General features: G+C 65.3%; 17 protein-coding genes. 15 read left to right on the top strand and 2 right to left on the bottom strand.

Features of this window, described 5'->3' with window-relative positions:
• Positions 1–3 precede the first annotated feature (3 nt).
• Positions 4–2097: a glucose PTS transporter subunit IIA gene (locus ACVT6V_RS21050; RefSeq protein WP_489896055.1), complete on the bottom strand. Its 2094-nt coding sequence runs from the start codon at positions 2095–2097 to the stop codon at positions 4–6.
• 244 nt (positions 2098–2341) lie between these two features.
• On the opposite strand from ACVT6V_RS21050, the gene ACVT6V_RS21045 reads away from it, so the two are divergent.
• From ACVT6V_RS21045 to ACVT6V_RS21035, 3 genes are all read left to right on the top strand, one after another.
• Entirely contained in the window at positions 2342–3085 is a 744-nt protein-coding gene (locus ACVT6V_RS21045; RefSeq protein ID WP_489896054.1) for a hypothetical protein, read from the top strand.
• Positions 3082–3879: a methanethiol S-methyltransferase gene (gene mddA, locus ACVT6V_RS21040; RefSeq protein ID WP_489896053.1), complete on the top strand. Its 798-nt coding sequence runs from the start codon at positions 3082–3084 to the stop codon at positions 3877–3879. Before ACVT6V_RS21045 ends, mddA begins: the two co-directional genes overlap by 4 nt.
• A gap of 74 nt (positions 3880–3953) precedes the next feature.
• Entirely contained in the window at positions 3954–5507 is a 1554-nt protein-coding gene (locus tag ACVT6V_RS21035; RefSeq protein WP_489896052.1) for an HD domain-containing phosphohydrolase, read from the top strand.
• A gap of 54 nt (positions 5508–5561) precedes the next feature.
• Here the strand turns inward: ACVT6V_RS21035 and ACVT6V_RS21030 are convergent, their stop codons facing one another.
• On the bottom strand, positions 5562–6215 hold the full coding sequence (locus ACVT6V_RS21030; RefSeq protein WP_489896051.1) for an MBL fold metallo-hydrolase: 654 nt from the start codon (positions 6213–6215) through the stop codon (positions 5562–5564).
• A gap of 103 nt (positions 6216–6318) precedes the next feature.
• On the opposite strand from ACVT6V_RS21030, the gene ACVT6V_RS21025 reads away from it, so the two are divergent.
• From ACVT6V_RS21025 to ACVT6V_RS20970, 12 genes are all read left to right on the top strand, one after another.
• Complete coding sequence (locus ACVT6V_RS21025; protein WP_489896050.1) at positions 6319–6753, top strand: MarR family winged helix-turn-helix transcriptional regulator; 435 nt, start codon at positions 6319–6321, stop codon at positions 6751–6753.
• Positions 6750–8480: an MFS transporter gene (locus ACVT6V_RS21020; RefSeq protein WP_489896049.1), complete on the top strand. Its 1731-nt coding sequence runs from the start codon at positions 6750–6752 to the stop codon at positions 8478–8480. The genes ACVT6V_RS21025 and ACVT6V_RS21020 overlap by 4 nt, the downstream gene beginning before the upstream one ends.
• Positions 8481–8502: 22 nt before the next feature.
• A complete protein-coding gene (locus ACVT6V_RS21015; RefSeq protein WP_489896048.1) occupies positions 8503–9024 on the top strand; it encodes a flavodoxin domain-containing protein in 522 nt (173 codons plus the stop codon).
• A gap of 34 nt (positions 9025–9058) precedes the next feature.
• Positions 9059–9346, top strand: a complete 288-nt coding sequence (locus tag ACVT6V_RS21010; protein ID WP_489896047.1) for a hypothetical protein — start codon at positions 9059–9061, stop codon at positions 9344–9346.
• Complete coding sequence (locus tag ACVT6V_RS21005; RefSeq protein WP_489896046.1) at positions 9343–10122, top strand: glutamine amidotransferase; 780 nt, start codon at positions 9343–9345, stop codon at positions 10120–10122. Before ACVT6V_RS21010 ends, ACVT6V_RS21005 begins: the two co-directional genes overlap by 4 nt.
• 411 nt (positions 10123–10533) lie before the next feature.
• Positions 10534–12129 carry a DUF222 domain-containing protein gene (locus tag ACVT6V_RS21000; RefSeq protein WP_489896045.1) on the top strand — a complete coding sequence of 532 codons (1596 nt, stop codon included), beginning with the start codon at positions 10534–10536 and terminating at the stop codon, positions 12127–12129.
• 63 nt (positions 12130–12192) lie between these two features.
• Positions 12193–12807 (top strand): TetR/AcrR family transcriptional regulator, encoded by a 615-nt coding sequence (locus tag ACVT6V_RS20995; RefSeq protein ID WP_489896044.1) that lies wholly within the window; start codon positions 12193–12195, stop codon positions 12805–12807.
• A 62-nt stretch (positions 12808–12869) separates the two neighbouring features.
• Complete coding sequence (locus ACVT6V_RS20990; RefSeq protein ID WP_489896043.1) at positions 12870–13565, top strand: maleylpyruvate isomerase family mycothiol-dependent enzyme; 696 nt, start codon at positions 12870–12872, stop codon at positions 13563–13565.
• A 16-nt stretch (positions 13566–13581) separates the two neighbouring features.
• Positions 13582–14385: an MBL fold metallo-hydrolase gene (locus ACVT6V_RS20985; RefSeq protein WP_489896042.1), complete on the top strand. Its 804-nt coding sequence runs from the start codon at positions 13582–13584 to the stop codon at positions 14383–14385.
• Between the two features lie 117 nt (positions 14386–14502).
• Positions 14503–14793: an Rv0250c family protein gene (locus tag ACVT6V_RS20980; RefSeq protein WP_489896041.1), complete on the top strand. Its 291-nt coding sequence runs from the start codon at positions 14503–14505 to the stop codon at positions 14791–14793.
• Positions 14790–15614 (top strand): hypothetical protein, encoded by an 825-nt coding sequence (locus tag ACVT6V_RS20975; RefSeq protein WP_489896040.1) that lies wholly within the window; start codon positions 14790–14792, stop codon positions 15612–15614. The genes ACVT6V_RS20980 and ACVT6V_RS20975 overlap by 4 nt, the downstream gene beginning before the upstream one ends.
• Positions 15615–15675: 61 nt before the next feature.
• Positions 15676–17604 carry a fumarate reductase/succinate dehydrogenase flavoprotein subunit gene (locus ACVT6V_RS20970; RefSeq protein WP_489896039.1) on the top strand — a complete coding sequence of 643 codons (1929 nt, stop codon included), beginning with the start codon at positions 15676–15678 and terminating at the stop codon, positions 17602–17604.

Below are 17604 nucleotides of genomic sequence, written 5' to 3'. Positions count from 1 at the left end.
CCGTCAGGCCTTCGGCTTGGCCTCCACTGCGATGACCGGTGTTCCGACCGAGGTGTCGCCGTCGGCGATCTTCTCGACCGATGCGAACTTCTTCGTGTTCATCACGACGACCGGGGTGATGAGCGGATAGCCGGCCGCCTCGATCACCTTGCGGTCGAAGGTCACCAGCGGTGTGCCCGCCTCGACCTTCTGGCCGGCCTTGACCTTGACGTCGAATCCCTCACCCTTCAGTTGGACCGTGTCGATGCCGACGTGGATGAGCAACTCGATGCCCCCGTCGAGCACCAGCCCGAAGGCGTGTCCGGTCGGCTGGGCCGCCACGACCATGGCGTTGGCCGGAGCGAACACGGTGTCTCCCGACGGTTCGATCGCGACGCCGCCGCCCATGGTCCCCTTGGCGAACACCGGGTCCGGGACATCGCTCAGGGCCACGACCTTCCCGTCCAGCGGTGAGCCGATCTCGGTGACGACGCCCGTGGCCGTACTCGTCACCGCTGGTGCTTCCGCGGTGGCGGTGGCCGTGGCCGTTGCGGTGCCCGCGCCGGCGCTGCGCCGCTCGGCCTGCGCGATCGCGGCCGCCGCGGCGATCGCTTCGGCAGAATCGTCGATCGGGATCGCCCCGGCATGTTCCAGGCCGGCATCCCGCGCAGCCTCGAACTGCTGTTGCTGCTCGGGGGTGCGATAGCCCGACAACACCACGAGGATCATCGCGACGATGAACGCCGCCGCCACCGCGATGCCGTACAGGATGATGCTGTCGAAGGCCGGAATGGTCAGCAGGGAGGTGAACACGAAGGCGTTGGTGGTCACGCCGCCGCCGATTCCGATGATGAGACCGCCTATGAAACAGCCGACGAGCATTCGTGGATAGATCCGTTTGAAGCGCAGATGGATGCCGTAGAGCGATGGTTCGGAGATACCGCCGAGCAGACCGGCGGCCAGGGCTCCGGTCGCGGTTTGGCGCATCTGCATATCGCGTTCCCGCCAGGCGATCAGCAGGACACCCGCGGTCGCACCGAAGCACGCGAAGTTCCACGCACCCATGGGGCCCTGGATGAAGTCGTAGCCGATCGTCTGGATGTTGAGCAGCATGATGGCGTTGATCGGCCAGTGCAGACCCAGCGGCACCATGAACGGATAGGCGAGTGGGATCACGATCGCGAAGATGAACGGCGAGAAGTCGTTGATCGACTTGAGGATGTCGGCCAGACCGGCGCCGACGTAGACACCGATCGGCCCGATGATGAAGGCTGTCAGCGGGATCATGATCAGCATCGCGAGGAACGGGACGAAGATCAGCTGGACGTTCTCGGGGATGATCTTCTTGAGGCCCTTGTACAGCGGACCGAGCACCGCGGCCATCAGCAGCGGTGGGAAGACCTGCGAGCTGTAGTCGAACACCGTCAACGGGATGCCGAAGATGTCGACGGTGTTGACCTCGAACCCGAAGATCGTGTGCTGAGTGGACTGGTCCATGAGCGCGCTGAATCCCGGGAGCATCAGCACGGCCATGATCGCGAAGCCCACCCAGGGGTCCGCGTTCAGCTTCTTCGATGCGTTGTAGGCGATCATCAACGGCAGGAAGACGAACACACACTGCCAGCAGAGATTCACGAACTGCCACGACGGCGACAACTCGGTACGCGGATCGGCCCAGTTGCCGATCACGTCGAGCGTGCTCATCAACGACATGAAGGTGATGAACAGAGACGCGCCCAGCAGTGCGCCGAGAATCGGGCGGAACGAATCGGACAGGTATTCGAAGAGCGAGTCGAGCCAGGCCGACTTGCCCCGTGGCCCCTTCGCGCGTTCGGCCGCCTTGATCGCGGCGGCGGAGGTGGGACCGCCGCCCAGCCCCGGCAGCGCCATGATCTCGTTGTAAACCGTCTGCACGGCACCGCCGATGACGATCTGATAGCGGTCGCCCGCTTGCGGGACCGCCCCCATCACGCCGTCGATCGTCTCCAACGCATCTTGGTCGACGCCGGAGGCGTCGACCAACTGGAAGCGCAACCGTGTCGCGCAATGGGTGAGGCTTGCGATGTTGTCCGCGCCGCCGACGTTCTCGACGATTGCGGCAGCCGTATTGGTGGACATGACGCTCCCTACTAGAGTGCCCGTTCTTGAGTTGTTGAGTCTCAATACGGGCGTGTCCGACAAACACGCCCGGTGTGTCGGATCGTATCCCTCTGACTGCCCACACGGGTCCAGATCAGAAAGGAGATAGGCAACGGTGACCACCTGGTCCCCGTAGCAGCCCCTCATCGGGCACGACGAGCCGCGACAAAAGTGAGGCAGATGCCCCACGCGCCGGTGGCGGTCCCGGTTCGAGACTGACGTCATGAACATTCACACACCCCAGGGGGCGGTCGACGCCCTGTATGCAGACCCTGACCTTCCGAATGGACCCGACGAACGCTTCAGCGGCTACGGGGTGATGGGGATTCCCTTCGCCTCAGGCCACTACCTCGCGATGCGAGACATGCTCGCCAGCTCGATCGGACCGGCCTACACGACGATATGGCACCGGGACCCACACGGACACTGGACAATTCACACGAATGCTGCCCCGGAGGTGAGCTGCCCCCGTTATTTCGGCGCTGGTGCGACCGTGCAAACGGCCGGACGCATCGACGTGTCCTGGATCGATGAGTCCGTGCTCGACGTGACGCTCGAGGACGAGGTGTACTGGCGAATCGAGGTCTCCGCCTCGCCGGCGACAACCGTGATGACGGCGATGAGCTCTGCGATGCCCACCCGGGCGTGGACCAGCAGGACGGTGCTGGGGTCGATGGGACCGATGGCCGCCGTCATGCTGCGCTCGGGCCGGGTGCGTCTGTGCGGTCGTACGCCGAACGGGCAGACCTTCAAGGCCGCACCGCTGCAGGTCTGGCGGGTGGCGGCGAGCTCGGCCACCTATCGCGGCGAGGATCTCGGGACGCCTGCGCCGTTGGCGGAGCAGGCCCGGCTCGGTGACCTGTGGCTTCCCCAGCGCGGGATCTTCTTCGTCGGCCGTGCCCGGTTCACGCCGGGCGACACCGCGCACGATGCGGGCACCACATCGCACGCGGAGGCCGCCCGATGACCACCGTCGAGAACCGGGCGGGCGCCGCGATCACCGGCCGGGTGGCCGGCCTGATCTACGGTGCCGGTGCGTACACGCTGTTTCTGGTGGTCTTCCTGTGGGCCATCGCCTTCGTCGAGGACATCCATCTCACGCTCGGTGAGGTCGACCTGGTGCCGCGCACCATCGACCGGGGTGGCCCGATCACCTCGGTCGGGATCGCGTTGGTGGTGGATCTGCTGCTGCTGACGCTGTTCGCCGTGCAGCACAGCGTGATGGCCCGCGCCGGCTTCAAGCGATGGTGGACGCGCATCGTGCCCGCACCGATCGAGAGGAGCACGTTCGTGCTCGCCGCGACGGTCTGCCTCGCCGCGCTGATGTGGTGGTGGCACCCGATCACCGCCTCGCTGTGGGACGTGTCGGGAACAATCATGTCGGGCCTGCTCATCGCGGTGTCGCTGGCCGGATGGCTCCTCGTCCTGACGTCGACGTTCCTGATCGACCACTTCGATCTGTTCGGACTGCGGCAAGTCGTCGCCAACGCTCGGGGGCGCACGACCCCGCCGTACCGCTTCGTCACGCCGCTCTGGTACGGAATCGTCCGGCACCCGATCTATCTGGGCTTTCTCATCGCCTTCTGGGTGACTCCGACGATGACAGTCGGTCACCTCGTCTTCGCCGGTGCCACCACCGGATTCATCCTCGTCGGAATCCACTTGGAGGAACGGGACCTGGTGAGTGCGTTCGGCAATGACTACTCGGCGTACCGCCGACGGGTGCCGATGCTCGTGCCCGGTCTGCGCCACCGCGCCTGATCGCCGTGTCTGATCCGCGAAACGTGCATCGTCGGGTGACTGACACCGGACGGCGTGGGGGCGAGAATGAGCTGATGACCGGGCCATCTCCGCTGCCGCGGCGCGTGGAGGTACTGGCCGGGCTCTCCGTCGCCATCGACCTCGGGCTCGGCCAACCTGCCGAGCACATGCTCCGGTCGGCGATCATCGCGTGTCGGTTGTCCGACCGGCTGGGGCTCACCACGGCTCAACGGGCCACCGTCTATTACGCCACGCTGGTCATGTGGATCGGCTGTCATGCCGACTCCCAGGAGTACGCGCGGTGGTTCGGCGACGACATCGCGGTTCGTCGGGATTCGTATCTCGTGGATTGGTCGGGGCTGCCTTATCTTCGGTTCCTGCTCGGCAATGTCGGCCGTGGCGAGCCGATGGGTCAGCGGGCCAAGACGATGGCGACCCTGTTCCGCGATGCCCGCGGACAGATCGCGGCCCTCGTCCACTCCCATTGCATGTCGGCGGCGGCCCTCGCCCGCCACATCGGGCTCGGTTCGGAGGTCGAGCACGCGATCGCGTTCACCTTCGAACGCTATGACGGGGGCGGCATGCCGAGCGGTGCGTCGGGCGACGGCATCCCGATCGAGATGCGGGTCGCCCAGCTGGCCGACATGGTCGAGGTCCACCAACGCACTTACGGTATCGACGGCGCGGTGGCGATGGCGCGCAGCAGGCGCGGGGGCCACTTCGACCCGGCGGTCGTCGACGTGTTCGTCGAAGAGGCCGAGGACCTGTTCGCGACGCCGGCAGAGGATCCGTGGAGAGTGGCCCTGGATCTCGCCCCCGACTCGGAGGTCCGCTTGGACGGTCCCGGTCTCGACGCCCTGCTCATCGCTGTCGGAGACTTTGTCGACCTCAAGTGTCCTTTTGCGCTCGGCCATTCCCGATCAGTGGCCGCGCTCGCGGAATCTGCGGCGGTGCGTCTGGGGCTCGGCGGACCGGACACCGATGCAGTGCGTCGTGCCGGCTACCTGCACGACGTCGGACGCATCGGTGTGTCGAATCAGATCTGGTCCAAACCCGGCGAGTTGACCGGTGCCGAGTGGGAACGGGTTCGGATGCACCCGTATCTGACCGATCGCGTGCTCACGCGCATCGCGGGACTGGGCGACGTGGCCGCGATCGCCCGCGCCCACCACGAGCGGCTGGACGGCAGCGGGTATCCGCTGGGGATCGGGGGAGCGGCACTCGGAAGGACACAAAGGTTGCTGGCGGCAGCCGTCGCCTATCAGTCCGCACTCGAGCCGAGGCCCTACCGGGAGGCGTTGCGCCCAGAGGAAGCCGTGCAGCGGCTCAAACAACGCGCGGACGGGCAGGCCCTGGACCGTGACTGTGTGGAGGCTGTGCTGGCCGCGGCCGGCCACCGCCGTGCGCGCATCCACCGCGACGACTCGCTGACGCCCCGGGAGGCCGAGATTCTCGGCCTGGTTGCCCGCGGGCTGTCGAACCGGGATATCGCGGAGCGACTTGTGTTGAGCGAGAAGACTGTCCGCAATCACGTCGAGCGGACCTACGTCAAGATCGGTGCGTCGAATCGGGTGGGCGCGAGCCTGTATGCGTTGCGCACCGGGCTCGTCACCCCAGACGGCGGGTGATGCCGTCGCTCGTCGGACCCGATCTCAGCACGCAGGAGGTCAGCTCGCGGGAGGTCAACTCGCGGGGGTCAACTCGCGGACCTCGCCCAGCTCCAACACCTCCATCGGTGTCTTGGTGAGCGAGTTCTCGCCCAGGAACATGCCCGCGGTGGCCTTGCCGGTGTCGCTGAGCATGATGTCGTGGATCGCGATCATCTTCTGCGGGGCGAGCGCTCGCACGTAGTCGATGGCCTGTTCGGTGGAGATCCACGGGCCGCTGATCGGGAGCAGGAGCACGTCGACCTTACGGTCGGGGTTCAGGTACGCGTCGCCGGGATGGAAGACGCTGCCGTCGATGAGGAATCCGGCGTTGTCGACCATCGGGATCTCGGGATGGATGATCGCGTGGTCGGCGACGAACGCCTGGACATCGAACCCGGCGACGCTGAAGGAGTCGCCGGTCGACACGGCGTGCACCCGGTCTCCGACGTCGGACAGCGCGCCGGTGACCGCGGCCGGTCCGTACAGGTGGAGCTCGGGCCGATCAGTCATAGCGTTCAGGATCGCGTCGGCGTCGAAATGATCGAAATGCTCGTGCGTGATGAGTACCGCATCAGCCTGCGCCAGCAGATCCGGCGTGTTCGGGGTCAGGCTTCCGGGGTCGATCAGCACGATGCCGTCGCCTTTGTCGAGGGTGACGGTGGCGTGGGTGTGCTTGGTGAGACGCATGAATCCTCCTGGTCTGCAAACCTACTCCGACAGCAAGGCCAGACCGACTGTACGCCCCGAGACAAATTAGTCAATCAAGACTGATAAGTGTAAGTTGACGATCATGGGCGATCTCGACGTGCTGGACGTGGCATCCCAACTGCGTCTCTCCGTCGGTGCGCTGGTGCGCCAGTTGCGCCAGCACCGCGACCCCGACGATCCGAGCGTCCCGGAGATGATGGTGCTCGCACGCCTGGACCGTGACGGTCCGAGCTCGTCGGCCGACCTCGCCCGTCGTGAGCAGATCAGCCCGCAGTCGATGGGGGTCACGATCGCCGGATTGCAGGAGCGCGGATTGATCGATCGCGCCCAGGATCCGGCCGACGGTCGCCGGATCGTGCTGACCCTCACTCCGAAGGGGCTCGAGGCGCTGACGGGACGCCGCAACCAACGGACCCATGCCATCGCAGATGCGATGACGGTGGCGCTCACCGACGACGAGATCACCACCCTCGCGGCCGCTCTTCCGTTGCTCGACCGCTTGCGGGCGGCCCTGTGACCGCGACGTCGACGCGGCCGTCTCCCGAGGCGGGCTCGGCCGCGCCGAACGATCACTACCGCTGGGTTGCCCTGTCGAACACCACCGCGGCGGTTTTCATGTCCGCATTGGACGGCTCGATCGTCATCATCTCCCTACCCGCGATCTTCCGGGGGATCGGGCTCGATCCGCTCGCGGCCGAGAACATCGGCTACCTGCTCTGGATGATCATGGGCTATCGGCTGGTGCAGGCGGTGGCCGTGACCACGCTGGGCCGGCTCGGCGACATGTTCGGTCGGGTGCGGATCTACAACGCCGGATTCGCGGTGTTCACCGTGGCATCGATCTTGTTGTCGTTCGACCCATTTCATGCGTCGGGCGCGGCCGTGTGGCTGATCGCGTGGCGGGTGTTGCAGGCCCTCGGCGGATCCATGCTGACGGGCAACTCGGCGGCGATCCTCACCGACGCCTTCCCGGCCGACCGTCGTGGATTTGCGCTGGGCCTCAACCAGGTTGCCGCGCTGGCGGGTCAGCTGACCGGGCTGGTGCTCGGTGGGTTACTGGCGGCCTGGGACTGGCGGGCGGTCTTCTGGGTGAACGTACCTGTGGGGATCTTCTTCACGTTGTGGGCCTATCTCAAGCTGCGTGACAACGGGGAACGGCACCCCGGCCGGATCGACTGGTGGGGCAACGGGACGTTCGCTGTGGGGCTGTCGGCGATCCTGATCGCCATCACCATCGGGCTGCAGCCGCGCGGCGGACACACGATGGGGTGGGCCGACCCGATCACCCTCGGGCTGCTCGCCGCCGGCATCGTGCTCCTCGTCGCGTTCGTGTTCATCGAGAAGCGGGTCGCCGAGCCGATGATCCAGCTCGAGCTCTTCCGCATCCGTGCTTTCAGCGCCGGCAACGCCGCCGCGCTGTGTGCATCGCTCGCGCAAGGCGGTTTGCAGTTCATCCTGATCATCTGGCTGCAGGGCATCTGGTTGCCACTGCACGGCTACGACTACGCCGACACCCCCTTGTGGGCAGGCATTTTCATGTTGCCACTGACGTTGGGTTTCTTCGTGTCGGGGCCGTTGACCGGTGCCATGTCCGACCGTTTCGGCGCGCGGGGATTCGCCACCGTGGGCATGGTCGTGTTCGGGTCGAGCTTCGTCGGGCTGCTGTTCCTGCCGATCAGCTTCCCGTACTGGGCATTCGCGATCCTGATCGCCATCAACGGCATCGGCACCGGTATGTTCGCGGCGCCCAACACGTCGTCGATCATGAGCAGCGTGCCGGCCCGCTACCGCGGTGTCGCGTCGGGGATGCGCGCGACGTTCCAGAATTCCGGTACCGCACTGTCGATCGGGGTCTTCTTCTCGCTCATGGTGGTCGGCTTGTCGGCAAACCTGCCCGAGGCGATGTCGGCGGGTCTCCAACAGCAGGGCGTCTCGGCCGGCGTGGCAACCGATGTCGCTCATCTGCCGCCGGTGGCGTCGCTCTTCTCGGCGATGCTGGGTGTGAACCCCGTGGAGCACCTGCTGTCGGGAACGGGGACGCTGGACAGCCTCACCGCCGCTCAGGTCGACCACCTGACCGGTCACACCTTCTTTCCGAACCTGCTGTCCGGGCCGTTCCACGACGGACTCGTGGTGGTGTTCGCGGTCTCGATCGCACTGTCGGTCTGTGCCGCCGTCGCTTCCGCACTCAGGGGACCTCGGACCAGAGCGGCAGAGGTGACGTTGGGCCCTTCCCACGACTGACCGGGTGCGCGACGATCGCAGAATGAGCACAAACGTTCTCGTGGCCTACGCCACCGCAGACGGGTCGACCGCAGAGGTGGCCGAGCGCCTCGGTCAGTACCTGCGGGATGCATCGATGCTCGTCAGCGTTGTGCCGGTTGCTGATCGGCCCGATCCGGCCGCCTTCGATGTCGTCGTGGCGGGCAGCCCGATCCACAATGGTGCGTTGTTGTCCGAGTTCGACGCTTTCGTCGACGACAACCTGGATGAACTCCGTCTTCGCCCCGTATGGCTGTTCTCGTTGGGCATGGGGCCGACACTGCGGGGTCCGGTCGGCGCGATCTTCCGCACCAAGGTTCCGCCCGCGATTGCGACGATGCGAGACCGCCTGGCGGCAGTCGACTACCACCCGTTCGCCGGAAGATTCGGGCGTCCGCCCGAACTGACGACCCGGATGCTGATGGGACTGATGGGCGCGCGGCCAGGCGACCATCGCGACTGGGCGGACGTCGAGCGGTGGGCATCGGTCATCCGACAACGCTCGGAAGCAGGAGCAAACACGTGATTTCGGGATAACATGTCGCCGACGAGAGGTGGGCATGTCCGAGACGTCGATGACCGAGGTACGTGGAGCTGACGGTGAGTCGATCCTGTTCGACGGAGCGACCGTGTCGAAGTTCCGGCATCACGGCAAGGACGAGGCGGCCCGCAACCCTGTCTCGACTTTTCGTGAACTGCAGATCAAGGAAAAGACCTCGATGTTCGGCAAGCCGCGTAATCCGCGCCAGTTCACCGTGTTGCTCGCCATGTCGTCGATCATGAGTCTCACCGTCGACGAGGCGGGTAAGGCCGCCGTGGAAGCCATGGTGGCCGCGTTCCCGCGATGACCGCGCACGTCGGCGAGGAGGTTCACGTGCCCGGACACCTGCCTTTCCTGCTGTTGTCCGTTCGTGCTGAACCGGAGGCGGCCGAGGACGAGCACCACTCGGTGCTCCGACTCGGCGGGTTGGCGCCCACAGAGCTGCACGCGGTCAATCTGACGCAGCGTCCGCTCGGATCCATCGATCTGCTCGACTGGTCCGGCATCATCCTCGGCGGCGGCCCGTTCAACGCGAGCGATCCCGTGGAGTCCAAGACCTCGACCCAGCTGCGCGTGGAGGACGAGCTCCTGGACCTGGTGGGCCGGGTCGTCGACGCCGACTATCCTTTTCTCGGTTGCTGTTACGGGGTGGGCACCCTGGGGGTTGCGATCGGCGCGACCATCGACCGAACATTCGGCGAACCGGTTGGTGCGGTGAGCGTCACCCTGACCAGGGAGGGTCGGCGCGACCCCCTGTTCGCCGATGTTCCCGACACCTTCGACGCCTACGGGGGCCACAAGGAGGCCGCCACGACGTTGCCCGACAACGCAGTTCATCTCGCGTCCTCCGCCCAGTGCCCGGTTCAGGCGTTCCGGGTGGGCGCCAACGTCTATGCCACGCAGTTCCATCCCGAACTCGACGCCGACAGCTTGTCGACCAGGATCGACGTCTACCGCGATTTCGGCTATTTCGCCCCCGACGAGGCAGACTCACTGAAGATCGCCGCTCGCGAGCGCGACGCGCGGCATCCGGCGGCGATCCTGCGTCGATTCGTCGAGCGGTACCGTCGCGCGGCAGAGTGAGGGCTTGCGCGTCGCGTCCTCGCTGGTCGATCTCGATACGCCTCCTCACTACGTTCGTCGGCTACTCGATCCGCGGTAGGGTCCGCCCCTTTCCCCTGCTCGAGGGGCGCCACTTCGCTGGGCGAGGGGCACCACTTCGCTGGGCGAGGGGTACCGCTTCGCTGGGCGAGGGGCACCTTTTCCGCTGGTCGAGTAGCCTGCGAGCCGCTAGGCGAGGATGCGTATCGAGACCCCGATACCCGCCCTGACCTGCGTCGATCATTCTTGTCGGACCGATGTCGTAGATTGGTAACCAGCGAAATCGAAGCAGTGATGTGATGCCGGATCGGCCCTGTAGGGGGTCGGTCACTTTTCAGAGATATGTGGGACGTGTGGTTTCGCCGTGTCCATCTCTCTGAAAGGTGTTGTGTGGTGTCGGGTTCGGGTTCGGATTGGGCGTTGTCGTCGTGGTGGGGTGAGGCCTCCCCATGGCCCGACCTGGCGCCGATCTTCACCGGCGGTCTGCACGCCGAGGACATCGCCGCCGCCGACACCAACGACCTGTTGGGGTCGATGGCCGCCACCCAGCGGGGTGTGGCGTATCTGGCCTGGCACAACTATCAGCTGGCCGCCGAACTACACCAGCGTGTGGTCGGTGAACAGCCGCGCCCCGACGATCTGTTGGTGGTCGACGGGTTCGCCGACTGCGCCGCCCGGATCGCGTTGGCGTTGAGCATCTCCCAGACGACAGCCGAACAGCTGGTGCGTGAGGCACTGGCCCTGCGTGATCGGCTCCCCCAGGTGGCCGAACGGCTGCGCCAGGGCCAGATCTCGCCGGCGCGGGTGGCCTCGATCATCGCCCGCACCGACCTCCTCACCGGGCAGAACGCCATGCCCGACGTGGATGCCGAGATCGCCGCCGAACTCGACCTGCACCGCGGCGCCTGGTCGGCCGAACGCTTGCGCGACATGGTCGATCGGATCGTGTTTCGCCACGACCCCGACGCGGTGCGCGAACACCGCCGCCGCGCCCTGGCCCAGCGGCGTATGTGGACCACCCCTCAACCCGACGGCATGGGCCAGATCACCGCGAGCATGGCGGCGGAGAATGTGCGGATTGCCGCCGCCGCCGCGGTCACCGCGTTGGCTGCGGCCGCCTGTGCGCACGATCCGCGCACCACGCAGCAACGCGCGTCGGATGCGATGTTCGCGTTGCTGTCCGGAACCCGGTTCGAGTGCCGGTGTGGGCGCGAGGACTGCACCGCCCAGATCCCGGAACCGGGTACGGTGCCGCCGGTGGATGCCACGATCGTCATCCACGTCGTCTGCGACGAATCCACTCTGACCGGTGACGCCGCGCATGCGGGGTGGATGGCCGGGCACGGAGTGATCTCTGATGAGCACGTCCGCGAGTTGGCGGCGCGTCCGGACGCGATCGTCAAACCTCTGGTGCCCACGGGCACCCCGCAGAATCCGGACGGCACCTACACCCTGCCGGCGCATCTGCCGTCGAACCCGTACCGGCCCTCGACCGCGCTGGATACCTACATCCGGATTCGGGATGGCTACAGCGTGGTGCCCGGCAACGACACCGCGGCGTTCGCTCCGGGGGCTGATGTGGAGCATGTCGCCGAATACGACCACACCCACCCCGCCGCGGGTGGGCAAACGGTGCCGGAGAATCTGAACATCAAAGACCGGTTCTTCCACCTCATCAAAACGTTCGGCACCTGGATCGATGACCAGTACCGCGACCGGTGTGGCCGGCTACGTACCGAGTTCACCACCCCCGAAGGCCTGGTCATCGCGGGTGACCCCAACACCATGGAACCGTTGTTCCCCGGGCTTCGGCGTGTCCGCTTCCAACCCCCGGACCCACCCGGCGCACCGGCGGGATCGGCGGACGCCCCGACCCCACCCCCGACCCCACCCACCCGACCGATCACCCGACTGGCAGCCAAACACAACCGCAGACGACAAGAACGGATGCGCAACCGCAGACGACGCGAACGAGACGAGACCGAGTGACGTCTCAGTCTGAACAGCGCGGACCTGTTGACAACTGCTGTGTCGAGGATCACAATCCTAACCATGAACGGAAAGCCTAATCGTGATAGGCGTGCCGAACGACGTGAGGCAACCCGGCGCGAGATTGTCGAGACCGCGTGGGACATAGCGCACTCGGAGGGGCTCGCGTCGGTGACGCTGCGCGAGATCGCGGATCGCATCGGGATGCGACCACCATCGCTGTATACCCATTTCGAATCGAAGAACGCCGTGTTCGATGCCATGTTCGCCGACGGGTATCGGCAGATGGACGAAGCGTTCGCGACTGTGTCGCTGCCGGAGGAGCCCCGCGCGATGCTGTTGGTCGTCGCGGAAGCGTTTTTCGACTTCGCCACTGCCGACGAGGCACGACACCAGTTGCTCTTCCAGCGCACTCTGCCCGGATTCACTCCCAGCGACGCCGCGTATTCGGTGTCACTGCACCAGTACGACCGCTTTCGGGGCTACATGGCCGCCGCCGGGGTCACAGATCCAGACGACTTGGACCTGTGGACCGCGCTCTCGGCCGGCGTCGTCAGCCAACAGATCGCCAACGATCCCGGCGGCGATCGCTGGCGTCGACAACTTCCCCGCATCGTGGACATGTTCTGTCACGCAACGGGCATACCCGATTCCGAATCGCTCAGGAGCCGAAGATGAACGACCTCGATAACCTGCCGGACCTCCGATCGCCTTCACTCGATCGCGATACCGCCCTCCGGATGGCCACGACCGAATATGAGCGTGTGGCCGACCTGCTCGGGTCGCTCGAGCCGGATCAATGGTCGGCGCCGACCGATTGCCCTGCCTGGACCGTGCGTGATGTTGCGGCGCACATGCTGGGCATGGTCGAGATGTCCGCGTCAATCCGGGAACAACTCCGCCAGACGCGCAAGGCCCGACGACAACGGTCCACGGGAGTCTTCATCGATGCGCTCACGGCGTTGCAGGTCGCCGAACGTGTCGACATGGCGCCTGCGCAGATCGTCGATCGGTTCGCTGAGCGTGCCCCCAAGGCGGTGACCGGCCGCAGGCGCACGCCCGGATTCATCCGGCGGCGTCCGATGGTCGATCCGCCCGAGGTCGACGGCGAGACCGAGCAGTGGCAGATCGGTTACCTCGTCGACGTGATCCTCACCAGAGACCCGTGGATGCACCGTATCGACATCTGCCGGGCCACCGGCGCCGAGCACGTGCTGACCGCCGAGCACGACGGTGTACTCGTGGCCGACGTTGTCGCGGAATGGGCATCTCGGCACACACAGCCTTTCACCCTGCACCTGGCCGGCCCGGCCGGCGGCCACTGGTCACATGGGCACGGTGGTCCTGAAATCGAACTCGACGCGATCGAGTTCACCCGCATTCTGTCCGGGCGAGCGCCCGGAACCGGCCTCCTCTCCACCCAAGTTCCCTTCTGACGCACAAGGAATCGTCATGGACATTCACCACATAGGCACGGACGTCACGGTCTTGGCCGATCAGATGGAGGTGCCCGGTATCGGGCATCTACCGGTCAACGCATTCGTGCTTCACGCCGGACAGCCGGTCGTCGTCGACACGGGCTTGAGCTTGCCCGACCGCGACTTTCTCGCCACGCTGTCATCGGTGATCGAACCGGCCGACGTCCGGTGGATCTGGCTCACCCACCCAGATCGAGACCACACCGGCGGGCTCTACGACCTCCTCGACGCCGCGCCAGAGGCGCGGGTGATCACCACCTTCCTCAGCGTGGGCATCCTGGCCACGGAACGGCCGCTCCCGATGGACCGGGTCTACCTGCTGAACCCGGGCCAGAGAATCGACGTCGGCGACCGGACTCTGGCCGCGTTCCGTCCACCATTGTTCGACAACCCGGCCACCACCGGATTTCTCGACACAAGCACAGGGATCGCGTTCTCATCCGACTGCTTCGGCGCCGTCATGGCGACGCCGGAGCACGCCGCGGTTCCGGACGTTGCCGAGGTGCCGTCGGCGGAACTCGAAGAGCGGCAAGTGCTATGGGCCGGCATCGACAGTCCTTGGATTCACCAGGTCGCTCCGGATCGGTTCGCCGCGATGCTCACCGATGTTCGGCGAATGGACCCGTCATGGATTCTCAGCAGCCATCTGCCTCCGGCACGATCAACCGCCACTGTGCTCGACAACGTACTTCGGACGCCGCAGTCGAACCCCTTTGTCGGCCCCGATCAGGCGGCGCTCGCGGCGATGCTCGCGCAATTCGAACCAGTGTCTGCATGACGACGCAAGTTCTCGTGCCAACTCCAACGGCTACCCGACACGTTCGGACAAAGTCGTTGACTGAGGGGGCCTCGGCGGTACTGTGGTGAGTATCACATTGGTCTTGGAGGGAGCGCCATGGCAACGGTCGAGATGAAGGAACTCCACCGCAGCATCGCGGTGCTGCGGCATCACATCGTCACCCTGAAGGCGCGATACGGGGATGTCGATGCCGTCCGCCGGATGACCAACGACCTCGACCGGCTCGAGATCGACCTGCACGACTTCGAGCACAAGCCACCACCGCTACTGCGGGTGAAGAGCAAAGACGATGTGATCTACGTACCCGACAGCAAGTCAGACGAGTCCGCGTGGCTCGGTGCGCAAGACGAAGGGCTGGGCTTCCACTCGCGTGAGCGAACCAAGTGAGCGCCCCCGCGACTGAGCGGGAGAATACCGGGGTCTTTTCTCCGGGACGGGCGCGCATCGCGGCGCGAACCCTTCGGGTGGACAGGTGGTGGGTGTCGCCACTGCTGACGGTGCTCGGTTTGTCTGCATTCATCGTCTACGCGACCGTGCGGTCGTTTGTGCGCAGCGCGTACTGGGTTGCCGACTACCACTATCTGACACCGTTCTACTCGCCATGCCTGAGCGAATCCTGCGTGCCGGGATCGAGCCATTTCGGCACTCCGTTCCCGGAACTCCCGATGTGGATTCCACTCGGGTTCGTGGTCTTGCCATTCCTGCTCGGCTTTCGGCTGACCTGCTACTACTACCGCAAGGCCTACTATCGTTCCTTCTGGTTCTCGCCGCCGGCATGCGCAGTGGCGGAGCCCCACAGTCGGTATACGGGGGAGACCCGACTCCCGCTGATCATTCAGAATGTGCACCGCTACTTCTTCTATGTGGCGGTGATCGTCTCGCTGATCAACACCTACGACGCCATCATGGCGTTCCACGGCAAGGACGGCGGGTTCGGTTTCGGCCTGGGCAACGTGATCCTGCTGGTGAACGTGATCTTGCTGTGGACCTACACGGTGTCGTGTCATTCGTGCCGGCATGTCACAGGTGGTCGGCTCAAGCACTTCTCGGCGCATCCGATCCGATACTGGGTCTGGACGCAGGTCTCGAAGCTGAACACCCGGCATATGCAGTTCGCCTGGATCACGCTCGGCACACTGGTGCTCACCGATTTCTACATCATGCTGGTCGCCAGCAACACAATCTCTGACCTGCGATTCGTGGGTTGATCCGCTGTCATGTCCGCAACTCATGTTGCGCAAACGATTTCACGCTGGGGGTTTCTCATAGATGACCGAACCTGAACGCCACAAATACGATGTCGTCGTCATCGGTGCCGGTGGTGCCGGGCTACGCGCGGTCATCGAGGCGCGCGAAAAGGGCTATTCGGTCGCAGTGGTGTGCAAGTCGTTGTTCGGCAAGGCCCACACCGTGATGGCCGAGGGCGGTTGTGCCGCGTCGATGGGCAACGCCAACTCGAAGGACAACTGGCAGACACACTTCAAAGACACCATGCGTGGCGGCAAGTTCCTGAACAACTGGCGCATGGCAGAACTGCATGCGAAAGAGGCACCGGACCGCGTGTGGGAGCTGGAAACCTATGGCGCGCTGTTCGATCGGACCGAGGACGGGCGAATTGCCCAGCGCAACTTCGGTGGTCACACCTACCCGAGGCTGGCCCACGTCGGCGACCGGACCGGCTTGGAGCTGATCCGGACGATGCAGCAGAAGATCGTCTCGCTGCAGCAGGAGGACTACGCCGCCACCGGCGATTACGAGGCCCGTATCAAGGTGTTCGCAGAATGCACCATCACCGAGTTGCTCAAGGACGGTGATGCGATAGCCGGAGCGTTCGGGTATTGGCGCGAATCAGGCCGTTTCGTCCTGTTCGAGGCCCCGGCGGTGGTGCTCGCCACCGGCGGTATCGGTAAATCGTTCAAGGTGACGTCGAACTCCTGGGAGTACACCGGCGACGGTCACGCACTCGCCCTGCGCGCCGGTGCGAGCCTGATCAACATGGAGTTCATCCAGTTCCATCCGACTGGGATGGTGTGGCCACCCAGCGTCAAAGGGATCCTGGTGACCGAAGGTGTTCGCGGTGACGGTGGTGTCCTGAAGAACACTGACGGTAAGCGCTTCATGTTCGATTACATTCCGCCGGTGTTCAAGGGCCAGTACGCCGAAACCGAGGAGGAGGCCGACAAGTGGCTCGCTGACAATGACAGCGCCCGCCGCACACCCGACCTGCTCCCACGCGACGAGGTCGCCCGGGCGATCAACGAAGAGGTCAAGGCCGGCCGCGGCACCGAACACGGCGGTGTGTATCTCGACATCGCCTCCCGCATGCCGGCCGACGAGATCGTCCGGCGGCTGCCGTCGATGCATCATCAGTTCAAAGAACTTGCCGACGTCGACATCACGGCCGAACCCATGGAAGTGGGTCCCACCTGTCACTACGTGATGGGCGGGATCGAGGTCGATCCGGACACCGGGGCATCGCGCGTACCGGGTCTGTTCGCCGCCGGTGAATGTTCCGGCGGGATGCACGGATCGAATCGGTTGGGCGGCAACTCGTTGTCTGATCTCCTGGTGTTCGGAAGGCGGGCCGGCCTCGGGGCGGCATCGTATGTCGAATCGCTGAACACCCGGCCCGAGGTCTCCGCCGACGACATCGATCGGGCGGCGGCGTTCGCGTTGGCACCCTTTGATCCTCCCGCCGAGGGCAAGCCGGAGAATCCCTACACGCTTCACACCGAACTGCAGCAGTTCATGAACGACCTGGTCGGCATCATCCGGAAAGAGGCGGAGGTGCAAGAGGCGATCGTTGCACTCGCGGACATGCGAGCCCGACTGGGCGGTATGCAGGTGGAGGGTCATCGGCAATTCAACCCTGGTTGGCACCTCGCGGTCGACCTGCGAAACATGCTGCTGGTGTGCGAATGTGTCGCCAAGGCGGCACTCTTGCGCACCGAGAGTCGTGGTGGTCACACCCGCGACGACCATCCGGCGATGGACGCGAATTGGCGCAACACACTGCTGGTCTGCACCGCCGACCTGGGTGATGGTTCACCGGTGCCTGAGGTCACCGTGGTGAAGGAGGAACAGACCCCGATGCGCCCGGACCTGCTGGAGGTATTCGATTTCTCCGAGCTCGAGAAGTACTACACCGCCAATGAGATCGCCGGCCACCCCGACGCCGGGGGCGACAAGGAGAGCTGA

Source organism: Gordonia sp. LMA167 (genome assembly GCF_058130025.1).
The sequence above is the reverse complement of the archived record's forward strand: the minus strand, read 5'-3'. Positions and strand labels throughout refer to the sequence as shown.

Coding starts and splice junctions, on each gene's coding strand:
- ACVT6V_RS20995 (WP_489896044.1), top strand. CDS start 12,193: ATGAACGGAAAGCCTAATCGTGATAGGCGTGCCGAACGACGTGAGGCA.
- ACVT6V_RS20980 (WP_489896041.1), top strand. CDS start 14,503: ATGGCAACGGTCGAGATGAAGGAACTCCACCGCAGCATCGCGGTGCTG.
- ACVT6V_RS20990 (WP_489896043.1), top strand. CDS start 12,870: ATGGCCACGACCGAATATGAGCGTGTGGCCGACCTGCTCGGGTCGCTC.
- ACVT6V_RS21010 (WP_489896047.1), top strand. CDS start 9,059: ATGTCCGAGACGTCGATGACCGAGGTACGTGGAGCTGACGGTGAGTCG.
- ACVT6V_RS20985 (WP_489896042.1), top strand. CDS start 13,582: ATGGACATTCACCACATAGGCACGGACGTCACGGTCTTGGCCGATCAG.
- ACVT6V_RS21030 (WP_489896051.1), bottom strand. CDS start 6,215: ATGCGTCTCACCAAGCACACCCACGCCACCGTCACCCTCGACAAAGGC.
- ACVT6V_RS21005 (WP_489896046.1), top strand. CDS start 9,343: ATGACCGCGCACGTCGGCGAGGAGGTTCACGTGCCCGGACACCTGCCT.
- ACVT6V_RS21015 (WP_489896048.1), top strand. CDS start 8,503: ATGAGCACAAACGTTCTCGTGGCCTACGCCACCGCAGACGGGTCGACC.
- mddA (WP_489896053.1), top strand. CDS start 3,082: ATGACCACCGTCGAGAACCGGGCGGGCGCCGCGATCACCGGCCGGGTG.
- ACVT6V_RS21045 (WP_489896054.1), top strand. CDS start 2,342: ATGAACATTCACACACCCCAGGGGGCGGTCGACGCCCTGTATGCAGAC.
- ACVT6V_RS21050 (WP_489896055.1), bottom strand. CDS start 2,097: ATGTCCACCAATACGGCTGCCGCAATCGTCGAGAACGTCGGCGGCGCG.
- ACVT6V_RS21035 (WP_489896052.1), top strand. CDS start 3,954: ATGACCGGGCCATCTCCGCTGCCGCGGCGCGTGGAGGTACTGGCCGGG.
- ACVT6V_RS21025 (WP_489896050.1), top strand. CDS start 6,319: ATGGGCGATCTCGACGTGCTGGACGTGGCATCCCAACTGCGTCTCTCC.
- ACVT6V_RS20970 (WP_489896039.1), top strand. CDS start 15,676: ATGACCGAACCTGAACGCCACAAATACGATGTCGTCGTCATCGGTGCC.